This window comes from Psychroflexus halocasei (assembly GCF_900107595.1).
Classification (GTDB): Bacteria; Bacteroidota; Bacteroidia; order Flavobacteriales; family Flavobacteriaceae; genus Psychroflexus; species Psychroflexus halocasei.
In genome coordinates, this window is sequence record NZ_FNQF01000001.1 from 202,837 (window position 1) to 224,163 (window position 21,327).

16 protein-coding genes and 1 riboswitch are annotated in these 21,327 nt (G+C 34.3%); of the genes, 7 read left to right on the top strand and 9 right to left on the bottom strand.

Translation table 11 applies throughout. From position 1 onward, the window contains the following. Positions 1 to 12: 12 nt before the first annotated feature. Positions 13 to 1,092: an anhydro-N-acetylmuramic acid kinase gene (locus tag BLV84_RS00905; protein WP_234953059.1), complete on the bottom strand. Its 1,080-nt coding sequence runs from the start codon at positions 1,090 to 1,092 to the stop codon at positions 13 to 15. 115 nt (positions 1,093 to 1,207) lie between these two features. Here BLV84_RS00905 and BLV84_RS00910 point away from each other — a divergent pair, with 115 nt between their 5' ends. Continuing rightward, positions 1,208 to 2,350 (top strand): acyl-CoA dehydrogenase, encoded by a 1,143-nt coding sequence (locus tag BLV84_RS00910; protein ID WP_093238106.1) that lies wholly within the window; start codon positions 1,208 to 1,210, stop codon positions 2,348 to 2,350. Positions 2,351 to 2,428: 78 nt separating this feature from the next. Here the strand turns inward: BLV84_RS00910 and BLV84_RS00915 are convergent, their stop codons facing one another. From BLV84_RS00915 to mvaD, 4 genes are all read right to left on the bottom strand, one after another. Next, the gene (locus BLV84_RS00915; protein WP_093238757.1) at positions 2,429 to 3,247 is read right to left on the bottom strand and encodes a pseudouridine synthase; all 819 of its coding nucleotides are present in this window, start codon (positions 3,245 to 3,247) and stop codon (positions 2,429 to 2,431) included. Between the two features lie 46 nt (positions 3,248 to 3,293). Continuing rightward, positions 3,294 to 4,196 carry a geranylgeranylglycerol-phosphate geranylgeranyltransferase gene (locus BLV84_RS00920; protein WP_093238109.1) on the bottom strand — a complete coding sequence of 301 codons (903 nt, stop codon included), beginning with the start codon at positions 4,194 to 4,196 and terminating at the stop codon, positions 3,294 to 3,296. A gap of 12 nt (positions 4,197 to 4,208) precedes the next feature. Continuing rightward, positions 4,209 to 5,147, bottom strand: coding sequence for a mevalonate kinase family protein (locus tag BLV84_RS00925; protein ID WP_093238112.1), 939 nt, complete (start codon positions 5,145 to 5,147; stop codon positions 4,209 to 4,211). A gap of 86 nt (positions 5,148 to 5,233) precedes the next feature. After that, complete coding sequence (gene mvaD, locus BLV84_RS00930; protein WP_093238115.1) at positions 5,234 to 6,298, bottom strand: diphosphomevalonate decarboxylase; 1,065 nt, start codon at positions 6,296 to 6,298, stop codon at positions 5,234 to 5,236. A 92-nt stretch (positions 6,299 to 6,390) separates the two neighbouring features. On the opposite strand from mvaD, the gene BLV84_RS00935 reads away from it, so the two are divergent. Next, a complete protein-coding gene (locus tag BLV84_RS00935; protein ID WP_093238118.1) occupies positions 6,391 to 6,873 on the top strand; it encodes a TspO/MBR family protein in 483 nt (160 codons plus the stop codon). A 3-nt stretch (positions 6,874 to 6,876) separates the two neighbouring features. Here BLV84_RS00935 and BLV84_RS00940 read toward each other — a convergent pair whose 3' ends face one another. From BLV84_RS00940 to BLV84_RS00950, 3 genes are all read right to left on the bottom strand, one after another. Next, positions 6,877 to 8,106: a BaiN/RdsA family NAD(P)/FAD-dependent oxidoreductase gene (locus tag BLV84_RS00940; protein ID WP_093238120.1), complete on the bottom strand. Its 1,230-nt coding sequence runs from the start codon at positions 8,104 to 8,106 to the stop codon at positions 6,877 to 6,879. A gap of 42 nt (positions 8,107 to 8,148) precedes the next feature. Next, on the bottom strand, positions 8,149 to 10,281 hold the full coding sequence (locus BLV84_RS00945) for a Tex family protein (RefSeq protein ID WP_093238123.1): 2,133 nt from the start codon (positions 10,279 to 10,281) through the stop codon (positions 8,149 to 8,151). Between the two features lie 496 nt (positions 10,282 to 10,777). Next, entirely contained in the window at positions 10,778 to 11,902 is a 1,125-nt protein-coding gene (locus BLV84_RS00950) for a Fic family protein (protein ID WP_093238126.1), read from the bottom strand. A gap of 446 nt (positions 11,903 to 12,348) precedes the next feature. Between BLV84_RS00950 and BLV84_RS00955 the strand changes: the two genes are divergently transcribed. From BLV84_RS00955 to BLV84_RS00970, 4 genes are all read left to right on the top strand, one after another. After that, on the top strand, positions 12,349 to 14,157 hold the full coding sequence (locus BLV84_RS00955; RefSeq protein WP_093238129.1) for a T9SS type A sorting domain-containing protein: 1,809 nt from the start codon (positions 12,349 to 12,351) through the stop codon (positions 14,155 to 14,157). 552 nt (positions 14,158 to 14,709) lie between these two features. Continuing rightward, positions 14,710 to 14,845, top strand: a riboswitch (cobalamin riboswitch). 96 nt (positions 14,846 to 14,941) lie between these two features. Further along, positions 14,942 to 15,895: a ribonucleotide-diphosphate reductase subunit beta gene (locus BLV84_RS00960; RefSeq protein ID WP_093238132.1), complete on the top strand. Its 954-nt coding sequence runs from the start codon at positions 14,942 to 14,944 to the stop codon at positions 15,893 to 15,895. Positions 15,896 to 15,905: 10 nt separating this feature from the next. After that, positions 15,906 to 16,298: an acyl-CoA thioesterase gene (locus tag BLV84_RS00965; RefSeq protein ID WP_093238760.1), complete on the top strand. Its 393-nt coding sequence runs from the start codon at positions 15,906 to 15,908 to the stop codon at positions 16,296 to 16,298. Continuing rightward, complete coding sequence (locus BLV84_RS00970; RefSeq protein ID WP_093238135.1) at positions 16,295 to 17,944, top strand: ribonucleoside-diphosphate reductase subunit alpha; 1,650 nt, start codon at positions 16,295 to 16,297, stop codon at positions 17,942 to 17,944. Before BLV84_RS00965 ends, BLV84_RS00970 begins: the two co-directional genes overlap by 4 nt. A gap of 257 nt (positions 17,945 to 18,201) precedes the next feature. Here BLV84_RS00970 and BLV84_RS00975 read toward each other — a convergent pair whose 3' ends face one another. Continuing rightward, positions 18,202 to 19,971 (bottom strand): aminopeptidase P family protein, encoded by a 1,770-nt coding sequence (locus tag BLV84_RS00975; RefSeq protein ID WP_093238138.1) that lies wholly within the window; start codon positions 19,969 to 19,971, stop codon positions 18,202 to 18,204. A gap of 235 nt (positions 19,972 to 20,206) precedes the next feature. On the opposite strand from BLV84_RS00975, the gene BLV84_RS00980 reads away from it, so the two are divergent. Beyond that, entirely contained in the window at positions 20,207 to 21,139 is a 933-nt protein-coding gene (locus BLV84_RS00980) for a sterol desaturase family protein (protein ID WP_093238141.1), read from the top strand. The last annotated feature ends 188 nt before the right edge of the window (positions 21,140 to 21,327 follow it).

A 21,327-nucleotide genomic window follows, 5' to 3' on the forward strand; every position in this document is an offset into this window, starting at 1 on the left:
TTAGGTTTACTTTTATTTAGTTATTCCAAAATATTTTCCACTTGAATGATCTTTTGAAGCGCCAGTAACTTCAGCAAGAATATTATTTTCATTCCTGAAATACAAAACGCCCATCAAAGCAAAAATCAATGCTTCTTTAAATTCTATAAGTTCCTTTGAAGGCAATATTATCTCACCTTTTATCTTTCCACCTAATTCTTTAATCAGAAAATTATTATACGCACCACCACCTGTCACAAAAATCCTTTTCATTTCTTTTAAAGATTGACTTAGCTGATTAATAATATGCTGTGTAAATGTTGAGATTTTATCTTCAACATTCATATGATATCCATCAACTAAAGGGAAAATCTCTTTATCTAACCATTCAACACCCAGAGATTTAGGTGGTTTTTGTCGATAAAAAGCCAAGCCGTCAAGTTTTGATAATAAATCTTGATGAACTTTTCCTCCTTCAGCAATCCTACCATTTTCATCAAAATCATAACCTAACTGGTTTGCGTATAAGTTGAGTACTTTATTTACAGGGCAAACATCATAAGCAATTCTTTGTTCCTTTTTTTGAAAAGAAACATTGGCAAAACCACCAAGATTTAAGCAAGCCTCATATTCTGAAAACAACAATTTATCGCCAATAGGTACCAATGGTGCTCCTTGACCACCTAACTCAACATCTTGAACTCGAAAATCACAAATGACATTTTGTTGAATTAATCGACTTAATTCTGGTCGATTTCCGATTTGTAAAGTGTATCTATTTTCGGGTTGATGAAAGATTGTGTGTCCGTGAGAAGCAACAAAATCAAGTTTTTCAACTTGATTTTCTCTGATAAACCGATTCATCATATCGGCCAAAACTTGTGTATATTCTCTGTCTAATTTCTCAATATCTTCATGTTTATATTGATGAGCATTTGACAGTTTTTCTTTTATCTTTTTGGAGTAAGAATAAGTCGCGGATGAGTTGAGTTGATAAGACCAAGAATTTGTGTTTTGGTTGAAGAAAAACACAACTTCGAGAAGATCTAAGCCGTCCAATGAAGTTCCAGACATAGCGCCTAGCACGTGATATTTCTTTACAGAATCCCCCAAAAAAACAACATTTATTTAAATTTCATTCAACAATTCGTAAAAGTACTTAATACTTGCTAAATATTACATAGGTTCTCACTATATTTGCGAAACTAATTAAAAGTAATTTTAACACATGGATTTTAAGCTAACAGAAGAGCATGAAATGATTCGCCAAGCGGCGCGTGATTTTGCTAAAAATGAGCTCCTTCCAGGAGTTATCGAGAGAGATGAGAAACAAGAATTCCCAAAAGAGCAAATCAGTAAACTTGGTGAACTTGGATTTCTTGGAATGATGGCTTCTCCTGAATACGGCGGTGGCGGAATGGACACCGTTTCTTACGTTCTTGCAATGGAAGAACTTTCTAAAGTAGATGCATCAGCATCTGTTGTTGTTTCTGTTAACAACTCTTTGGTTTGTTGGGGTCTTGACACTTACGGATCTGAAGAGCAGAAGAAAAAATATCTTTCAAAATTAACGACTGGCGAAAAAATTGGTGCATTTTGTTTAAGTGAACCTGAAGCTGGTAGTGATGCAACTTCACAAAAAACAACTGCAATTGACAAAGGTGATCATTACGTCATCAATGGAACTAAAAACTGGATTACCAACGGGAATTCAGCTGATATTTACCTTGTGATTGCTCAAACTGATAGAGAGAAAAAACATAAAGGCATCAATGCTTTTATCGTTGAAAAAGGTATGGAAGGTTTTGAAGTTGGTCCTAAAGAACAAAAAATGGGAATTCGTGGAAGCGATACGCATTCATTAAACTTTAATGATGTTAAAGTTCCTAAAGAAAATAGAATTGGTGAAGATGGATTTGGTTTTAAATTTGCCATGAAAACGCTTTCTGGCGGCCGCATCGGTATTGCTGCTCAAGCTCTAGGGATTGCATCTGGCGCTTATGAGTTAGCAAAAGAATATGCAAAAACAAGAAAAGCTTTTGGTACTGAAATCATGAACCACCAAGCAATTGCATTCAAAATTGCTGATATGCACACACATATTGAAGCGGCTCGTCACTTAGTGATGAAGGCTGCTTGTGATAAAGACAATGGTGAAAACTATGATTTATCAGGTGCAATGGCTAAATTATACGCTTCTCAAGTCGCGATGGATGTGACAACAGAAGCTGTGCAAGTGCATGGTGGTAATGGATATGTAAAAGAATATCACGTCGAAAGATTAATGCGTGATGCAAAAATCACTCAAATATATGAAGGAACTTCAGAAATACAGAAAGTTGTCATTTCTAGAAGTGTTTTAAGGGACTAATCTCTTAAACTTAACTCACAAAAAAAGAGTCATTTTCAGTTGAAAATGACTCTTTTTTATTTGGGTAATCATGAACTTTTATAACATGCCAAGATTAATAATTTCTTGTTTCGTTAATGGTCTCATTCGGCCACGTGGTAAATCTTTTTTTGTGAGATTAGCATAAAGTACACGATCAAGCTTATTGATTTCGTATCCTAATTTTGTAAATATCTTTTGGATAATTTTTGGACGTTGACTTTTTAATTCAACACCCACATTTTTTTTAGATTTATTATCAACATAGCTTACATCTTCAATATAAACTTTGTAACCTTCAATGAGAACACCATCTTTTATTTGCTGAAGATGTGCATGGTCTAAGGGTTTCTTTAATTCAACATCATAAATCTGTGAAATCCCAGACTTCATGTTTGATAATTTCTTAGCCAAAGTTCCATCATTCGTCATTAATAATAATCCCATTGCTGAACTTTCTAAAGTTCCAACTGGCTTTACAGGTGCTTTCGTTACACGTGCAGCCATATCTAAAACCGTCATATTATTATTTCGATAACTCCCTGTTGTAAAAACACTCTTAGGTTTATTTAGTAAAAAATACTCTTTTGGTTCAGGATTAATCCGACGCCCGTCAAATTTAACTTCATCGTCAAGTTTGACCTTGTGTCCCATTTCAATAATAACTTCGCCATTGACAGTCACACTTCCAGCTTGTATATAAATATCAGCATCACGTCGCGAACACACGCCAGAGTTGGCAATGTACTTATTCAGGCGCATACCAGCATTTGGATCTTTAATCTGTTTATCGACCTTGACCTGCTTCAAATTCTTCTTTCCGCCTTTATTTGACTGATTTGATTTAGAATTTGATTTACGTTTATTCATTCTCTCAATTTTTTGCAAATGTAAGCTATAATAATGAAGAATAACAAATCTGAACCTAGAATAAACGTTTAATAACTTGCTGGATATCAATTAATGCAATACTGAAAATACCCAAAACGATTAAAAATTTCAAAAAATTATGAAGCAAAACATAATCATGCCAATGAATAGAATTCCATAGTTTGATGATGAATGCAACAAAAAATATGACAGTAAAAATAAAATAATACAGCATTAAGCCAATGTCATAAGAATTAATCAAGATAAAAGCTGGTATAAAAAGCAGCAATACCAAAAAAGTAATCAGCTTTCGAGTAAACTGTGTCCCATAAATGACAGGAATCGTATAATATGATTGTGCAAAATCACCTCTCAAGTTCTCAAGATCTTTCACCAATTCACGAATACTTATTAAAAGAAATAAGAAAAATGCATGAATAAAAATAACAGGAGCAAAATTTTGATAATAAACGAAAATTATAAAAAATGGAAGTGTTGCTAACAAAGATGCCGTCAAGGTTCCGATGAAAGGATATTTCTTTAGTTTATGAGAATATAACCACAAAAGAAATATATAGACCGAGAAGAAAATAACAGCCTTAAAAGCGACATAACTCGCTAAAATAACACACAGAAAATTCAATGAAAAATAGACACCTAACTTTGTGTTTTGACTGACATAGTTGTCAAGCAAAGTTTTTTGAGGCCTATTGATTAAATCTTTCTCAGAATCATAAAAATTATTGATGATATATCCAGAGGCGATGGCCAATGAACTCGACAAAACAATAAGAAATAAATTGGAATCAAGCACAACATCTCGAATAGGAATATCAGGCGCCATAATAAAAATGGAAGCCAAATATTGCGCAATCACTAAAACAAGAATATTGTAACCTCTGACAACAGAAAATAAACTGAAAAACTTAAGAATAATTTTTCTGCTTCCTGAAGCCATTTTTTTTAATATCTAAAATGTATAAACTACCTCTAATTTGTGATCACTCAAAGCTTTTTGTGCTTTTTCAAAATCTTCAGTAAAACCTAAAATATAACCACCTCCGCCAGAACCGCAAAGTTTAAGATAGTAAGCATTTGTATCAATTCCCTTTTTCCATAAGTCATGGAATTTCTGAGGAATCATCGGTTTAAAATTATCTAGGACAACATTCGATAAATTTTTGACATTTGTAAATAATGATTTAAAATCACCTTTTAAGAAATCGTCAACACAAGCATCAGTGTGTTTTACAAATTTATCTTTAATCATGTTTTTAAAGCCTTCTTGCTTCATATTTTCCATAAAGATGCTGACCATTGGTGCAGTTTCACCAACAATTCCACTATCTAAAAGAAAAACTGCGCCTTTGCCTGAAGTCGTTTGAGAAGGAATACCAGCTGGCTCTAAATCTTCATGAGACTTAATTAAAATCGGTAAGCTTAAATAACTATTTAAAGGATCGAGACCTGATGATTTACCATGAAAGAAAGACTCCATTTTTGAGAAAATTCTTTTTAATTGTAGAAGCTTTTCTCTACCAAGATTTTCCAATACAGTTATTCGGTTAAGCGCATATTTGTCATAAATTGCAGCAACTAAAGCACCACTACTCCCAACACCATAACCTTGCGGAATGCTACTGTCAAAATATAAACCTGCTTTAACATCAGATTTTAGTTTATCAATATCAAAAGTGACTTCACTCTCAGAATCAGAACTAACATCTTCAAGATAGTTAGCAAATTTTAAAAGTTCTTGATTAGATTTTTTCGCTTTCCCATCAAGATTTTCATCAACCTTTAAAGCGCCATTATAAAAATTATAAGGAATAGAAAGACCTTTAGAATCTTTGATAATTCCGTATTCACCAAAAAGAAGAATTTTTGAATAAAATAATGGCCCTTTCATATTATTGAATTTTTCATGGTTAGTTGCGCCAAAATTAAATATTTCTTAAAGTCTAGCAAAGCTTTACTTGATTAATTAACAGTCTCTTATTTGATGTTCACGTAATCTTTGATATATTCTTCAACTTGACAGAACTGCTTTAGCTCACTTTCAATAAAATTTTCAACCTCAGACTTCGCAGAAGTTGAAAACAACAAATGCACGTTAGCACCTGCATCTAAAGTAAAACCTAACGGGAGTTTGGTGTCTTTTCTAAACTTCCAAATGCGTTCAATAATTTCTAAAGTATTTGATCTCATCAAAATAAAATAAGGCTGACTCGTCATCATCATCGCATGTAAGCTTAAAGCTTCTGATTCTACGATTTCAAAAAAACGCTTATAATCGCCTGAGGCTAACACAGTTTTCATAGCTATGATATGCTGATTAGCTTGCTTAAAACGCTGCTCCGCAAATGGATGATCATGCATTAAATTATGACCAACACTGCTGCTCACTTGTTTCTGACCTTTATCGACTAATAAAATATAATCTTGAAAATCCTTAAAATTCGGATGCAAAGCTTGGTTGTATTTAATGCCGTAATAGTTTGAACTTTCAGGAATTTCTGAATGCTCGCCCCACACTACCAAATCGCCAGATGTACTTCTACAAGCACTACCTGAACCTAAACGTGCCAAAAATGAAGTTTTGAGTTGCTCATATTCTTCTGTTAGCTGACTAAATGATTTCTCGGCTTCCATTATCGCTTTTGCCAAAGCTGCCATACCACTTGCTGAAGAGGCAATACCACTGCTATGCGGAAAAGTATTACTTGTATGTATCTCTAATTCATATTGCTTTAGAAAAGGAACATAAGCATCAATACGCTCAAAAAAAGATTTGATTTTCGGCTTGAAATCAGCTGCTTTTTCTCCTTCAAAAAAAACATCAAATACAAATTTATCAGATTTATTTTCTGATTTAAAAACCAATTTGGTCTCAGTTCTGCAAGTGTTTAAAGTAAAGCTAATCGAAGTATTCGTAGGCAATTGCTCGCCATACTTCCCCCAATATTTAACCAAAGCTATATTGCTAGGAGCTGAAACTGAAAAGCCTTTTCCTAATAGATATTCAGCTTTCTCATGACAAATAAATTCTGGCTTTTGCATAAAAAATATTTTAGGCAAAGATAGCAGACACTTTGAAATTTTTATTGTGAGAAAGATTTAAAATTTTTATTTTGCTTATTCAAAAGAAATTTATGAGATCAAAGCTTGCTGTCAAAATTCTCATTTCTATCCTCATTTGTCTTGGTGTTGGCCTCATCGCGTCTGTTGCAACACAAAGCTCGGTTAACACTTGGTTCACAACTTTAGAAAAACCATTTTTCAACCCACCAGCTTGGCTTTTTGCTCCCGTTTGGATTGTGCTTTATATCTTGATGGGAATTTCAGTTGCGCTTGTTTGGCATAAAGGTTTGTACCATTTATGGGTAAAGACAGCCATTTATCACTTTGGCTTTCAGCTTTTATTAAACGCTTTATGGTCTATTGCATTCTTCGGATTAATGTCACCTATCTTCGGACTTGTCGTTATTCTTTCGCTCATTGTCCTTCTATTGTTGACTTATAAATGGTTTAAAGTCGTTTATAAACCCGCAGCCTATTTATTGATTCCATACATGATATGGATCTTTTTTGCGGCTGCTCTCAATTTTGAGATTTGGCGACTCAATTCTTTTTAAAATTTAAGATTCAGCAATTGCTTCTGCAACATGGTAAGCACTTGTCCAAGCATTTTGGAAATTAAAACCACCTGTGATTGCATCAATATTTAGCGCTTCACCGATAATATAAAGTTGAGGATGCAATTTACTTTCAAAAGTTTTGAAATCAATTTCTTTTAATTCAACACCGCCGGCTGTCACAAATTCATCTTTAAATGTACTTTTACCTGTCACCTTCAATTTTGAATTTAAAAGAACTGAAATTAAATCAGTTTGGTTTTTTCTTGATAAATCTGCCCATTTTTGTGTTTCTTCAATTTTTGATTTTTGAAGAACTTTCAACCAAAAACGCTTGGGTAAATTTTCAACAGAAAAAGTTGACATCTGTTTTTTAGGAAAATCTTTTTGTTGTGCTGTTAATAAATTTGATAAAGATTCTGCTGAATGCTGAGGAAGCCAATTCACATGAAGTTGAAATTGATAATCAAGCCGATTTAAATCACGTGCGCCCCAGGCTGAAAGTTTTAAAATTGCCGGCCCGCTTAAACCCCAATGTGTGATTAAAGTATCGCCATCAGAACTCAAAACTAAGTGTTTACCTTCATAAACTTTCACTTCTGTCGGCAGAGCTAAACCTTGTAAACCTTTTAGCAAAGCATCTTCAATATGAAATGTAAATAGCGAAGGAACAGCTTCTATAATCTGATGTCCAAGATTTCTCATAAGCTTCCACATTTGTTGGCTACTCCCTGAAGCAATAATTAAATACTCAGTTGAATAATTTTCTTGAGTTGTTTTAACAGACCATGAATCATTTATTTTTTCAATAGATTTGACGGCTTGAGAGGTTTTATAATCAACTTTATATTTATGAGCTTCGCTTAAAAAACAATCAATAATTGTTTGAGAATCATCTGAAGTTGGAAAAATTCGGCCGTCTTCTTCAATCTTGAGTTCAACACCTCTTTCTTCAAGCCACGCCATCATATCGCCTGTCATAAATCGATGAAAAGGACCTCGCAATTCTTTCTCACCACGCGGATAGTTTTTAGACAATTCTTTCGGAAGAAATTCAGCGTGCGTTACATTACATCGACCTCCGCCCGAAATTTTGACTTTATTTAAAAATTTTTTAGTCTTTTCTAGAATCAGAATTTTTAAATCAGGTTTCTTTTTCGCTAAATTAATAGCTGCAAAAAAACCTGAAGCGCCACCTCCAACAATAATCACATCAAAATTTTGATCACTCACTTCTAAATATTTTCTACAAAAATAGACTTTTGAAAAGTAAACTTAGGATAAGGTCTTTTCTAATTTCAATTGAATTCTTTTTCGGTTGATATCAACATCTAAAACTTTAACCAAAATCTGCTGGTGCAAACTTACATGCGCATTCACATCTTTCACAAATTCATCAGCCAGATTGGAGACATGAATCAAACCACTTTCTTTAATACCAAGGTCAACAAAACAACCAAAGTTGGTGATATTATTGACGATTCCTGGTAACAGCTGTCCTTCTTCCAAATCTTCAATCGTCTTGATATTTTGATTAAAAGCAAAAGCTTTTGCCGTTTCCCGTTGATCTAAACCTGCTTTTTCTAATTCATTAATGATATCTTGAAGGCTATAAAGTCCAACTTCATCTGTCTGATATTTCTCAAAATCAATTTGTGACAAAACCGATTTGTTGCCGATTAAATCTTCAATTTTTAAGCCTTCACTTTTTGCCATTTTTTTGACAACATCATATTGTTCTGGATGAACAGCAGAATCATCTAAAGGATTTTTAGAATTTTTAACTCTTAAAAAACCTGCGGACAATTGATAAGCTTTATCGCCTAAACGCTTTACTTTTTTGAGTTCAGCACGCGATTTAAAACCCTGATTTTCCTGTCGGTAATCAACAATATTTTTAGCCAAACCAGAACCGATTCCCGAGACATAGCTCAATAAAGAATAACTTGCTGTATTGAGATTAATGCCAACAGAATTAACACAACTTTCGACAACACGATCCAAGCTTTTCTTCAACTGAGATTGATCAACATCATGTTGATATTGGCCAACACCAATGGATTTAGGATCAATTTTGACTAGCTCAGCCAAAGGATCTTGTAAACGTCGACCAATGGAAATTGCTCCACGCACAGTGACATCGTAATTTGGAAACTCTTCTCGTGCAATTGAAGACGCAGAATAAATTGAAGCACCAGCTTCACTTACCACAAAAACCTCAGGCGCATGCTTGAAATAAATACGTTTGACCAAAGCTTCTGTTTCACGAGAGGCTGTACCATTACCAATAGCGATGGCTTTAATTTTATAAGCTTCAACTAAAGTGCTGATTTTTTTGATAGCCTCTTTAGATTTATTTTGAGGTGCATGCGGAAAAATAGTTTCGTTGTGTTTTAAATTTCCTTCAGCATCTAAACAAACAACTTTACAGCCTGTTCTAAAGCCTGGATCTATTGCCAAGACTTCTTTTTCACCTAATGGTGGCGCTAATAAAAGCTGTTTCAGATTTTTAGCAAAAACATCTATAGCAGCTTCGTCTGCTTCTTTTTTAGAATTTTGTAATGCTTCATTACTCAAGGAAGGTAGCAGCAATCTTTTTAAAGCATCTTGAAGAGATAAACGAATTTGTTCCGCTTCATCTGATTCACTTTTGATGAGTTTTTCTTCAATTTTAGAAAAAATATAAGCATCATCAAGTTGTAATTTAACCCTGATAAAGCTTTCTTTTTCGGCACGTTGTATGGCTAAAAATCGATGAGAAGGTATATTTTTCAACCGCTCTGACCAATCAAAATAATCAACAAATTTCTGGGCTTTGGGTTCATCTTTTTTGGTTTTGATGACTTTCGTTTCAATCAATGCATGATTAGCGTATTGATAACGTAAAAAATCTCTGACTGACAAACGCTCAGAAATCCATTCAGCCATAATAAGTCTTGCAGCTTCAAGAACTTCATCAATAGATTTTAAATCTTTTGAAATATATTTTTTAGCAATTTGATTTAAATCTAAATTTTGCTGTGCCATGATCATTTTTGCTAAAGGCTCAACACCTTGCTCACGGGCAACATCAGCTTTTGTTTTTCGTTTCTTTTTATAAGGCAAATAAAGATCTTCAAGCTTGGTGAGATCTTGTGTTTTTTTGATATTCAGTTTTAATTCTTCTGTTAGATCACCTTGACTTTCTAAAGTTTCAAGAATACTTGTACGCCTCGTTTCAAGTTTTTCATAAGTTTCCTTGGCCTTGATAATATTCTCAATTTGCACCTCATCAAGATTACCAGTGTGCTCTTTTCGGTAACGTGCAATAAAAGGAATTGTCGCATCGGCATTGATTAATTCAAGCGTTGCTGACAATTGAGACAAAGCAATTCCGGTTTGTTTTTGAACAAAATCATTGAGTTGCATAAAATCAAATTTAGAGTTCAAAAATACATTTAATCTGATACGAGGCTTAAAATAATAACAAAGAAAATCTCAGCTTTTCAAGTTTTAAATTTTGAATGACTCAACATTTAATACTCTAGACTTCTAGACGGAAGACTGTTAGACTAAAGACTTTTAGAGACAGGACTATTTGATACACGACTATCAGCTTAAACTCTTTTATTCTCGATACATTTTTCGCTTCAACTTTGTTTCAACGAAAAACACTCGAATTGACAGTTTTCGGTTATCGATTGACGATTAATTGGGTGGTAGGTCTTAGGTAGTAGGTCTCAAATAATTTTGAATGATGAATTTTAAATTTTGAATGACTCAACATTTAATTCTTTAGACTTCTAGACGGAAGACTGTTAGATTAAAGACTTTTAGAGACATGACTATTGACGCGAACTGTTTATTCTCGATACATTTTGATTCCTTTATTTAGACACAAGTAAATTCGGTTTTAAAAAAAACATTATTCAAATAAATTGAGGTATTTTTTAAAGACATAAAGCTTACCTCTTTTACTTCCTGTTATTTCTTCAAGAATACCTAATTCTTCCAAATCACTGATAAGGTTGTAAGCTGTTCGGTTGGAAACCTGTGCAACTTCTTCAACTTTTTTCGCATCAATAACTGGTCTTGTTAATAAATATTGTAAAATCTTTTGCGCATTATTAGCTCGTGAACCTAAAGTTTGAATATTGAATTCTGAATTTTGTTTTAATTTTAAAATCTCATCAAAAGTTTCAACCCCTTTTTTTGCTGTTTCTATGATGCCTACTAAAAAGAATTTAAGCCATTGCTTCATATCATTTTGCGTTCTAACTCTCGTCAAGTTTTCATAATAAAGATCTTTATTTTTTTCAAAAAAATCTGACAAGTATAAAATAGGTTTTTTTAAAATTTCTTTATCAACCAAGTATAAGGTTATTAAAAGTCTCCCTACTCTTCCGTTACCATCTAAAAAGGGATGAATTGTTTCAAACTGATAATGAATCACACCAATTTTAAGTAAATCCGGAAAAAAGAACTTTTGATTGTGCGTAAACTTTTCGAGGTCACTCATTAATTCATTTATACTCGTATGTTCAGGCGGAATAAAAGTAGCATCGTTTATAGAAGCGCCACCAATCCAGTTTTGGCTTTTTCTAAATTCTCCTGGTTGTTTATGTTCACCTCTTACACCTTGTAGCAAAACTTTATGCGTTTCTTTAATTAGTCGGCTAGAAAATGGGATTTCTTGAAGCAACTCTATGGCTTTACTCATTGCTGAAATGTAATTTTGCACTTCTTCCCAGTCATCTTTTTTTTCACTTGTTACATCATCTTTATCAAGCAAAGCCTCTTCTATATTTGTCTGCGTCCCTTCAATTTTACTACTTTGAGTCGCTTCTTTTAGAACGTGCATACTTATAAAAAGATCTACATCTGGTATATGTTCACTATACATATCTAACCTCCCAAGCTGTCTATCTGCTTTAGATAATAAACTTAAAAGCTTCATATCATTCAACAACCATTCTTTATTTATAATGTTGGGCTGAAAGCTTTTATAATAGTCTTGACTTATATATAAACCCGATGTGAAATTTTGCATAATTTAATTATAGTTTACATTAACAAATTTCTTATTGCAAAATACAAGATTCTTTTACAATAAAGAATTTACTATTGCAAAATACAAGCTTTTTTTACAATAAGAGATCAGCTAATACAAGATGTTGCATTTATTTATAAATAACAGTTTTTCGGTTTTCGGTGAATAATGAATTTTGAATGACTCTATCGGTTATCGGTTGGCTGTTCTCTGTTGACAGTTTTCGGTTGACTGTTCTCAGTTCTCAGTTTACGGTTATCAGTTATTAGTTTTTCTGTTTGACTTTGTGAAATTAGATTGGTGATTAAAAAGAAAAAGTAATGACTAATCATAGCCTATTGTTTAATTACAAAATAATTAAGGATATTTGACTAATTGATTATACTTTTTGGTTAATTTTAACGAATAATAATAATTTCAACTCTCTGTTTTTAAAATTATATGACATGAAATTACAATTACAACTTTTCAGCATCGCCTTGGTTTTGCTTTCTAGTTTAAGCGTACAAGCTCAAGAAGACACACCAGATTGGCAATGGGCCAAGCGTGGGGGGAATACCTCTGGACTTATAGGGAGTGATTTATTAGGTTATGGTATGGAACGCGTTTTGGAAGTGGTGGTGGATACTGATAATAATTATTACTTTTTAGCCGAGGTGGGTTCTAGTCAAACAGATTATGACGGGATGCCCCTGACTGCTTATAGCATCAACGGTAGCCGTAAAGATATTTATGTGTTTTCAACAGATTGTGAAGGCAACTTGCGTTGGGATAAAATGATTGGGGGGGGCATAGACGATTCTGCCAATTCTATAGGCCTTGATAGCAACAATAATGTATATGTCAGCGGATATGTTAGAAATAGTAGCACCACCCCTCCCCCTCCTCATTTTGATACAGATAGCATCAAAGGCCCTGCCAACTCTCAAGCTGGCGAAATGCTTAAAAACATGTTTATTATTAAATACGACCAAGACGGCAATTATCAATGGCTCAGAGAACCTGAAGGGGCTTTAAGTGGTACATTTGGAGGGTATTTTATGAGAAGTTTTATTGAAGCTGATGGCACCAGCCATCACTTTGTTAGATTTTATGAAGGTACACATTTAGACGGTCAGTTGACCGTTGCTGATGGTGAACTTCAAGCAGCAATAGTGGTTTATGATGCTGATGGTAACCTTGAGCGTTTCTTTACCATTGATATGGAAACATATAATTTTTACGATCATCAAATGGTCTATGACGCCAACTTAAATCGCTATTATATTGCGGATACGAAACGTAATCAAGATGATTCTGATGCCCCAAGCATTGATGGCTATGGCGTGGCTTCTGGGGCTGAAAAAGCTTTTTATTTGGCTGCCCTAGATGATCAAGGCAATGTCATTTGGTATCACGAAAATCAACATAGAAATATCTATTCTTTAGGAGATCTTAAACTGGATGATAATGGCAATATCTATCTTACTGGTAAATATACGGGCGATGGTGTGCTTGATTCTAATCTTGAATTTACCCCTGACAGCTTTGTTGGTTTTGAGTTTATGACCGCACCCATGGAAGATCCTCAAGGGCCATTTCTTGTTAAGCTTGATAGTGATGGGAACTTAATCTGGGGCACCAATGCCATTGAGTATTCTCCTTTCCCAGGACGAAGCATCGCCATTGATGGTGATGATGTGTATTTAGGTTTAGGCATCTTAGGCAATTCTTGGGGTGGGGTTAATGTCCCTGGCCCTGAACTTCAAGGACTTGTCCCTGACCCTAGCATCATACATTTTGATGCCGCAACTGGTGATGTTGAAAATGTGATCAGCATGCCTCAAACCTCTAGCTACCACGATGCTTTTATGTCTATTGCTCTCGATAGCTACGGCAATATTATTGGCGGTGGCTATTTTGGTGGTAGCCTCTTTAGTAATCACTCTGTTGAAACACTTAACAACATAGGTGGGGATAGTGATTTCTTTATCGCGCAATATGGCTCTGGAAATTGCTCTGAAACGGCCTCATCAGAAGACTTTAACAAAACTAAACTTAAAATACACCCTAATCCAACTTCTGGCATTGTCAATATCATCTATGAAGATGAATTAACTACCTATAAAGTTTATGACTTGCAAGGGAAAGTACTACAAGCTGGCAGCTTGAAACATAAACAAATAAACTTGTCTAAACTCCAACCCGGATTGTATATGTTGTCCCTAACAGATACCGATGGAAATCAATCTTATGTGAAAGTCGTGAGGGAATAGACTTTAAATAATTTTGAATGATGAATTTTAAATTTTGAATGACTCTATCGGTTAACGGTTGGCGGTTATCGGTTTTCTGTGAATAGTGATTGGTGAATAGTGATTGGTGAATAGTGAATCGGTTTTCCTTTGGAATCAAGACTCAGGACTTTTTGACTCAGGACTAGGTTATTCGTGAGTGGTGATTTGTAAAATTGGTTATTTGTGAAATCGGTTTCTCTTAGAGTCAAGATTTAAGACTATTAGACTCAGGACTAAATCGGTTATTCGTGAGTGGTGAGCGGTGAGTGGTGATTTGTAAAGCTGGTTATTCGTGAAATCGGTTTCTCTTAGATTCAAGATTTACGACTATTAGACACAAGACTAAATTGGTTATGAAAAGCGCAAAGGCTAAAAGTAAAGGCTAAACATCTAAAAAAACGACACTTTAGCCCTCATTATCTTTATAAATATTCAAGAATAACATCAATTGCTTTAGAGCTGTCTTCTCAATTTTCAGTTCAATAATTTGATTCAATCAATAGCCATTAATTCAATTTTGTTTTATAAATTCGTCGCAAATACCTTTTTGGCTGTCTTGATTTTAAGACAGAAAACAGGGGAATTGGGTGTAAATCCCAAGCTGTTGCGCAACTGTAAGCGATAAATTATCGTAAGCCAGATTACCTGCCAAATTGGTTTTGAATTTTGTTTTCGCATAAAAAACGAAGTTCAGAAATAGGCTATTCATACCTTTTTCTCTTCCTTTTTTGTGCCATTGTTAAACTTTTAAAATTTAAATACAATGGGCATTTTTGACAAACGCTTAAATTACAAACCTTTTGAGTATCCCGAAGTCATGGACTTCGTGGAAAGTATGAATTCATCTTTTTGGGTTCATAAAGAGATTGACTTTACAGCAGATATTCAAGATTTTAAATCTAATCTCTCTGAAACTGAACAAGAAATCGTTAAACGCAGTTTACTCAGTATCGCTCAGGTAGAAATTGGTGTCAAACTTTTTTGGGGCGACTTGTACAGGCACTTCCCTAAACCTGAATTTAATAATCTTGGTGCTACTTTTGCAGAATGTGAAGTTAGACACGGGGAAGCTTATGCCAGATTAATTGAGGTTTTAGGTTATCAAAAAGATTTTGAAAATCTTGTTGACATCCCAGTGTTTAAAGAAAAAATAGAGCTGACTGAAAATAGTCTTTTAAACAATGCTGACATTATCTCAAAACTTCTATTTTTCACTATTGTGATTGAAAACTCTTCCTTGTTCTCACAATTTGCAAATATCTTGTCATTTACAAGATTCAAAGGCTATCTAAAAAACACTTCTAACATCATCGCTTGGACATCTATTGATGAGCAAAATCATGCTGATGCCGGTATTTACTTAATAAATAAAATAAATGAAGAAGGATTTTTAGACGAAAAAATTAAATCCAAAATGGCTCAAGATGTTGAAAAATACATTCACTACGAATCTCAACTTCTAGATTGGATTTATGAGAAAGGAGAGCTGGATTTCTTTACAAAGAATGACATGCTCAACTTCATGAAATACCGTGTAGATGACTCACTACAAAAAATTGGTATCCCGAAATTATTCAACATTTCTCAAGTTCAATACAAGCCTATGCAATGGTTTGATGAAGAGGTTTTTGCAAATGAACTAGATGACTTTTTTGCTAAAAGACCAACAGCTTACACAAAGCATGATAAAAGTATTCATGCTGAAGATTTATTCTAAATATAGAGAGATGACATCAGAGATTACCAATAGAATAGCACAATCGCGTACAAGTATTTTTAAAGTTGTTTTTCCGAACACAACCAATCATTACGATACTTTATTTGGAGGGACAGCAATGAATTTGATGGATGAGGTCGCCTTTATTACGGCAACGCGTTTTAGCCGAAAGAAAGTCGTGACAATCTCATCAGATCAGATTGACTTTAATGAACCTATCCCAGCCGGGACGATTATTGAATTAGCAGCAGAAGTTGCTGAAATTGGCAACACCAGCTTAAAGGTGAAAGTCGATTTATTTCAAGAAGAAATGTATGAAAATACCCCACAAAAGAAATCCATTTCAGGTGTTTTCACTTTTGTGGCTTTAGATAAAAACAACAAAAAAACCAATGTCTTATGAGTGAACCATGGTGGCTTAACGATGAAAGTGAGCAAATTTTAAATAGAGGTTATTTACTAAAAGGAGAAAGTGTAAAAGGAGCGATTGATCGTATTGCTACAGCAGCGAGCAAGCAACTCTTTAGGCCTGAACTAAAAGAAAAATTTATTGAGATTATCGACAATGGGTGGATGAGCTTAAGTTCACCGATTTGGGCAAATATGGGAACTGAAAGAGGTTTGCCCATTTCTTGCTTTAATGTTCATGTTCCTGATTATATTGAAGGAATCACGCACAAATTAGGTGAAGTAATTATGCAAACTAAAATTGGTGGTGGCACTTCTGGCTATTTTGGCGAGTTAAGGGGAAGAGGAACTGCTGTTACTGACAACGGCCAAAGTAGCGGCGCGGTTTCTTTTATGAAATTGTTTGATACTGCCATGGACACAATTTCGCAAGGCGGCGTGAGACGTGGCGCTTTTGCTGCTTATCTAGATATTGACCATCCTGATATTGAGGAGTTTTTGCAAATAAAAGATATTGGGAATGCACTACAAAATTTGTTCTTTGGCGTTTGTGTGCCTGATTATTGGATGCAAGAAATGATAGATGGCGACATGGATAAACGCAAACTCTGGGCAAAAGTTTTGGAAGCAAGACAACAAAAAGGTATACCCTATATTTTATTTTCGGATAATGTAAACCGGAATAAACCTCAGGTTTACAAAGATCATAATATGCGTATTAACGCGAGTAATTTATGTTCTGAGATTATGCTTCCTTCTAATTTTGATGAGTCTTTTATTTGCTGCCTCTCATCGATGAATCTTGAACTCTATGATGAATGGAAAGATACGGATGCCGTACAAACTGCTATTTTCTTCTTAGATGCCGTTCTACAGGAGTTTATACAAAAAACAGAAGATAACTATTACTTAAAGGCTGCTCATAATTTTGCTAAGCGACACAGAGCAATTGGTTTAGGTGTCATGGGCTGGCACTCTTATTTGCAAAAGAATATGATTGCATTTGAAGGCCTAGAAGCCAAACAATTAACAAATAAAATTTTTGAACATATTCGATCAGAAGCCGATACTGCCACACAAAAATTAGCAGAAATATTTGGAGAGCCTGAGCTACTGAAGAATTATGGTATCCGTAATGCTACCCTTATGGCAGTGGCTCCCACTACTTCTTCCTCAGCTATTTTAGGACAAACATCGCCTGGGATAGAGCCTTTTAGCAGTAATTATTTTAAGGCAGGCTTATCAAAGGGTAATTTTATTCGGAAAAACAAATATCTCAAGGCTTTACTGAAGGAAAAAGAGATTGACAATGAAGCAACTTGGCGCAGCATTATGTTACATCAAGGTAGCGTTCAGCATCTTGAAGAATTAAACGAAAAAGAAAAAATGGTCTTTAAAACTTTTAAAGAAATCAGTCAGTTAGAAATTATCCAACAAGCGGCAGTACGCCAAAAACATATTGATCAATCACAAAGTTTAAACATCAACATTCCATCAAACTTACCAGTTAAAGACGTTAATAAGCTTACGATAGAAGCTTGGGAGTTAGGAGTAAAAACGCTTTACTATCAACGCAGCCAGAGCGTTTCAAAAGAAACGGTAGTTCAGAATTTAGTAGAATGTGTAAGTTGCGAAGCTTAGATTCTACTTCTAGTCTGTGATATCAAGTTTTTGCTATTAGATTTGCTTGGCAGTTGTCATTTTTCGAATAATCAGTTTTTAGTGAATGATTAATTAGGTGATAGGTTTTAAGGATTAGGGAGTTTTCACCATTAAAGATTACTAGAACACATACTAATTGCTCTGTCAATACGTTTTTTTTAAAGCTGAAATATGATATGAAAAAAGGCTTATTGAAATATTCCAATAAGCCTTTTGAATTTTTAAAAAATCTTATTTTAAAGAGGTGTCACTAAATCTTCAAACCAAGTTTTAACATCACCTTCAAGGTGTGAAGATAATTTTTCTTGTACTATTTTATGGTAATCATTAATCCATTTGATTTCTTCTTCTGTCAACATTTCTTTCACGATGATGTTTTTAAAGAAAGGACATAAAGTTAAGGTTTCAAACTCATAAAAAGTATTCCACTCTGTTTCTTTCCATTTTTTGGTTAAGACTAAATTCTCGTGACGAATTCCGTATTGTCCTTCGACGTAATAACCAGGTTCGTTTGACATCACCATGCCGTCAACAAGATCATAAGGATTCAGATCTTTACGAATGCTTTGTGGTCCTTCATGTACATTTAAAAAACTACCAACGCCATGACCTGTACCGTGATTGTAATCTTTACCATCCATCCATAGTGGCATTCTTGCAAAAGCATCGAGTTGCACGCCTTTTGTTCCTTTTGGGAATTTCACTAATGACAACTGGATTAATCCTTTCAATGCTTTTGTTGCATCTTTCTTAAATTCATCTGTGACTTCGCCTAAAGCAAAAGTTCTTGTAATATCAGTTGTTCCTTCTAAATATTGTCCGCCAGAATCAATAAGGATACTGCCGTGATCGGTAATCTTTGTACTGCCTTCAGCTTTTGCAGAATAATGAATTATTGCGCCATTTCCTTTATAACCTACAATCGTATCAAAGCTATTACCTATAAAGTTTTCGCCTTGTGCTCGAAAATCATGCAACTTTTGACCAACGCCATATTCGTCGAGCTCTTCTTGACCGACAGCATGCGTAAACCAGTGTAAAAACTTCACTAATGCAACGCCATCTTTCACCATCACTTTTTCAAAACCTTCTTGTTCAGTTTTGTTTTTGATGGCTTTCATTAAATGCCCTGGGACTGGCTTTTTAATGATGTCGTTATTTTCTTTTACAGCCTCAAAAACAGATTGATTACTATTTGGCGCAATTAAAATTTGCTCGTTTTTAATATTTTTTAAATCATCAAAAAAGCTATCATAAGCTTTTAATGTGACCTCAGCCTCTTTCATTTGACGTCTAGCTTCTTCATCAAGTTTATTGATGTCAACAAATAAGATTGTCTCTTTCTGAGTAAGAAGTAAGTAACTTAAAAAAACAGGATTACATTTGACATCACTACCACGCAAATTCAGTGTCCACGCAACATCATCTAAACTAGAGATGATATGCATAGAAGCATCTTGCTCTTTCATTTTAGAACGAATTGCGGTGATTTTATCACTAACAGATTGCCCAGCACGTTCCATAGGTTGAATGTAAACAGGATTTTCACTTGGAGAAGGACGATCCGTCCAAACATCGTTTAACAAAGGCAAATCTTTAAGTAGACGCTTGTTTTTACTTAATTTCTCCGAAAGCTGACGCCAATTAGAATGTGAAGTAACAAGCGAATTAACAGCAACAGTTGCATTTTCTGAAGTTTCTGAAATAATCCAGTCAATATAATGTGGCGTTCCTTCAATTCCATCTTTAAACATATCAATACCCGAACCTTTGAGCTCTTCAGGTGCTTGCGTAAAATAGCGACCATCCGTCCAAAGTCCGGCTTTGTCTTTAGTCACAACCACAAAACCTGCCGAACCTGTAAAGCCTGAAAGCCAAGTCCTTTCTTGCCATTCAGCTGGTAGATACTCGCCCATGTGCGGATCGGCTGAATATATGATAAAGGCATCGACATTATTTTTCTTCATTTCTGCTCTCAAAGAAGCAACTTTTTCTTTTGCTGTCATAAGTGAATTTTTTAAAAGTCGAAAGTTACAGAAAGTCTGTTGCAATCTGAAAAAAGTAGATAGATGTTTAACAAGTTTTGGCTAGCAATTTTCGTCACGCATTTAAAAATAAATTTTTTTTAACAAAAAAGTGTTTAAGATTAGCATACCTGAGCCTCTTAGAAAAATTTATAAAGTTTAACTTGCCAAAATTATGATCCAAGATCAACAGACTTCTACTTAAAATTTTTAATAAATGAATCTTACCAACCCATTAGTTTACGGTGCTCCTATTTTCATCGCCTTAATTGCCTTAGAGCTTTCCTATAGCAAAACACGAGACAATAAAAAGCTATATAACTGGAAAGATTTATTATCAAGTTTATCGCTTGGCATAGGATCAGCTGTGATCGGCGCACTTATGAAAACAGTTTCTATGATTCTGATTTTCAATTTTGCTTATGAGCTTTTTAACCCGATTGTAGATGGTGTTCGCACCAATATCATGGGTTGGGAATCTTTTGGATATGCTTGGTATATTTGGATATTCTGTATGCTCTTAGATGATTACACTTACTACTGGTTCCATCGTCAAAACCATATGGTTAGATTTTTATGGGCTGCGCATATTGTTCATCATTCCTCTGACAATTTTAATCTGGGAACTGCTGTTCGTAATGGTTGGTTTACTATTTTTTACAAGCCTTTCTTTTATGTATGGATTGTTATTATTGGTTTTCCACCAGAAATGCTTGTCGTTTGTTTAGGTATTGAGGCTTTATGGCAATTTCAATTGCACACACAATACATTAAGAACTTAGGCTTTCTTGAAAAATTTGTAAACACGCACACAATGCATCAAGTTCACCACGCTCAAAACATTGAGTATATGGATAAAAATCACGGTGGTTTTCTAAATATATTTGATCGCATTTTTGGCACATGGAAAGAACTGGATGAATCCATTGATATAAAATATGGTGTTTCTACACCTCCAAACTCATATAATCTCTATGTGATTTTAACGCACGAATACAGAAACATTTGGAATGATATGAAAAAGTCTAAAAATTGGGGTGACAAGTTCATGTATATTTTTGGTCCTCCAGGCTGGAGCCATGATGGCAGTTCATTAACTATCAAACAAACTCGAAAGAAGCTTAAACAAGAAAAAATCGCAGCTGCTTAACTAAAAAAATGACATGATTGAATTTTTCAAGTTTTAATTTTTTAAGTCATCTATCTATTTTCAAAAACAAATCTCGTCATTGTTTTAACTGTAGATAAGCAAATTTGGGATCTTTAATAAAGAGTTGAAAATCATAGTGTATAATAGTATGTAGAAAAAGGAATCCACTGTTCAACCACAGGAAAGAA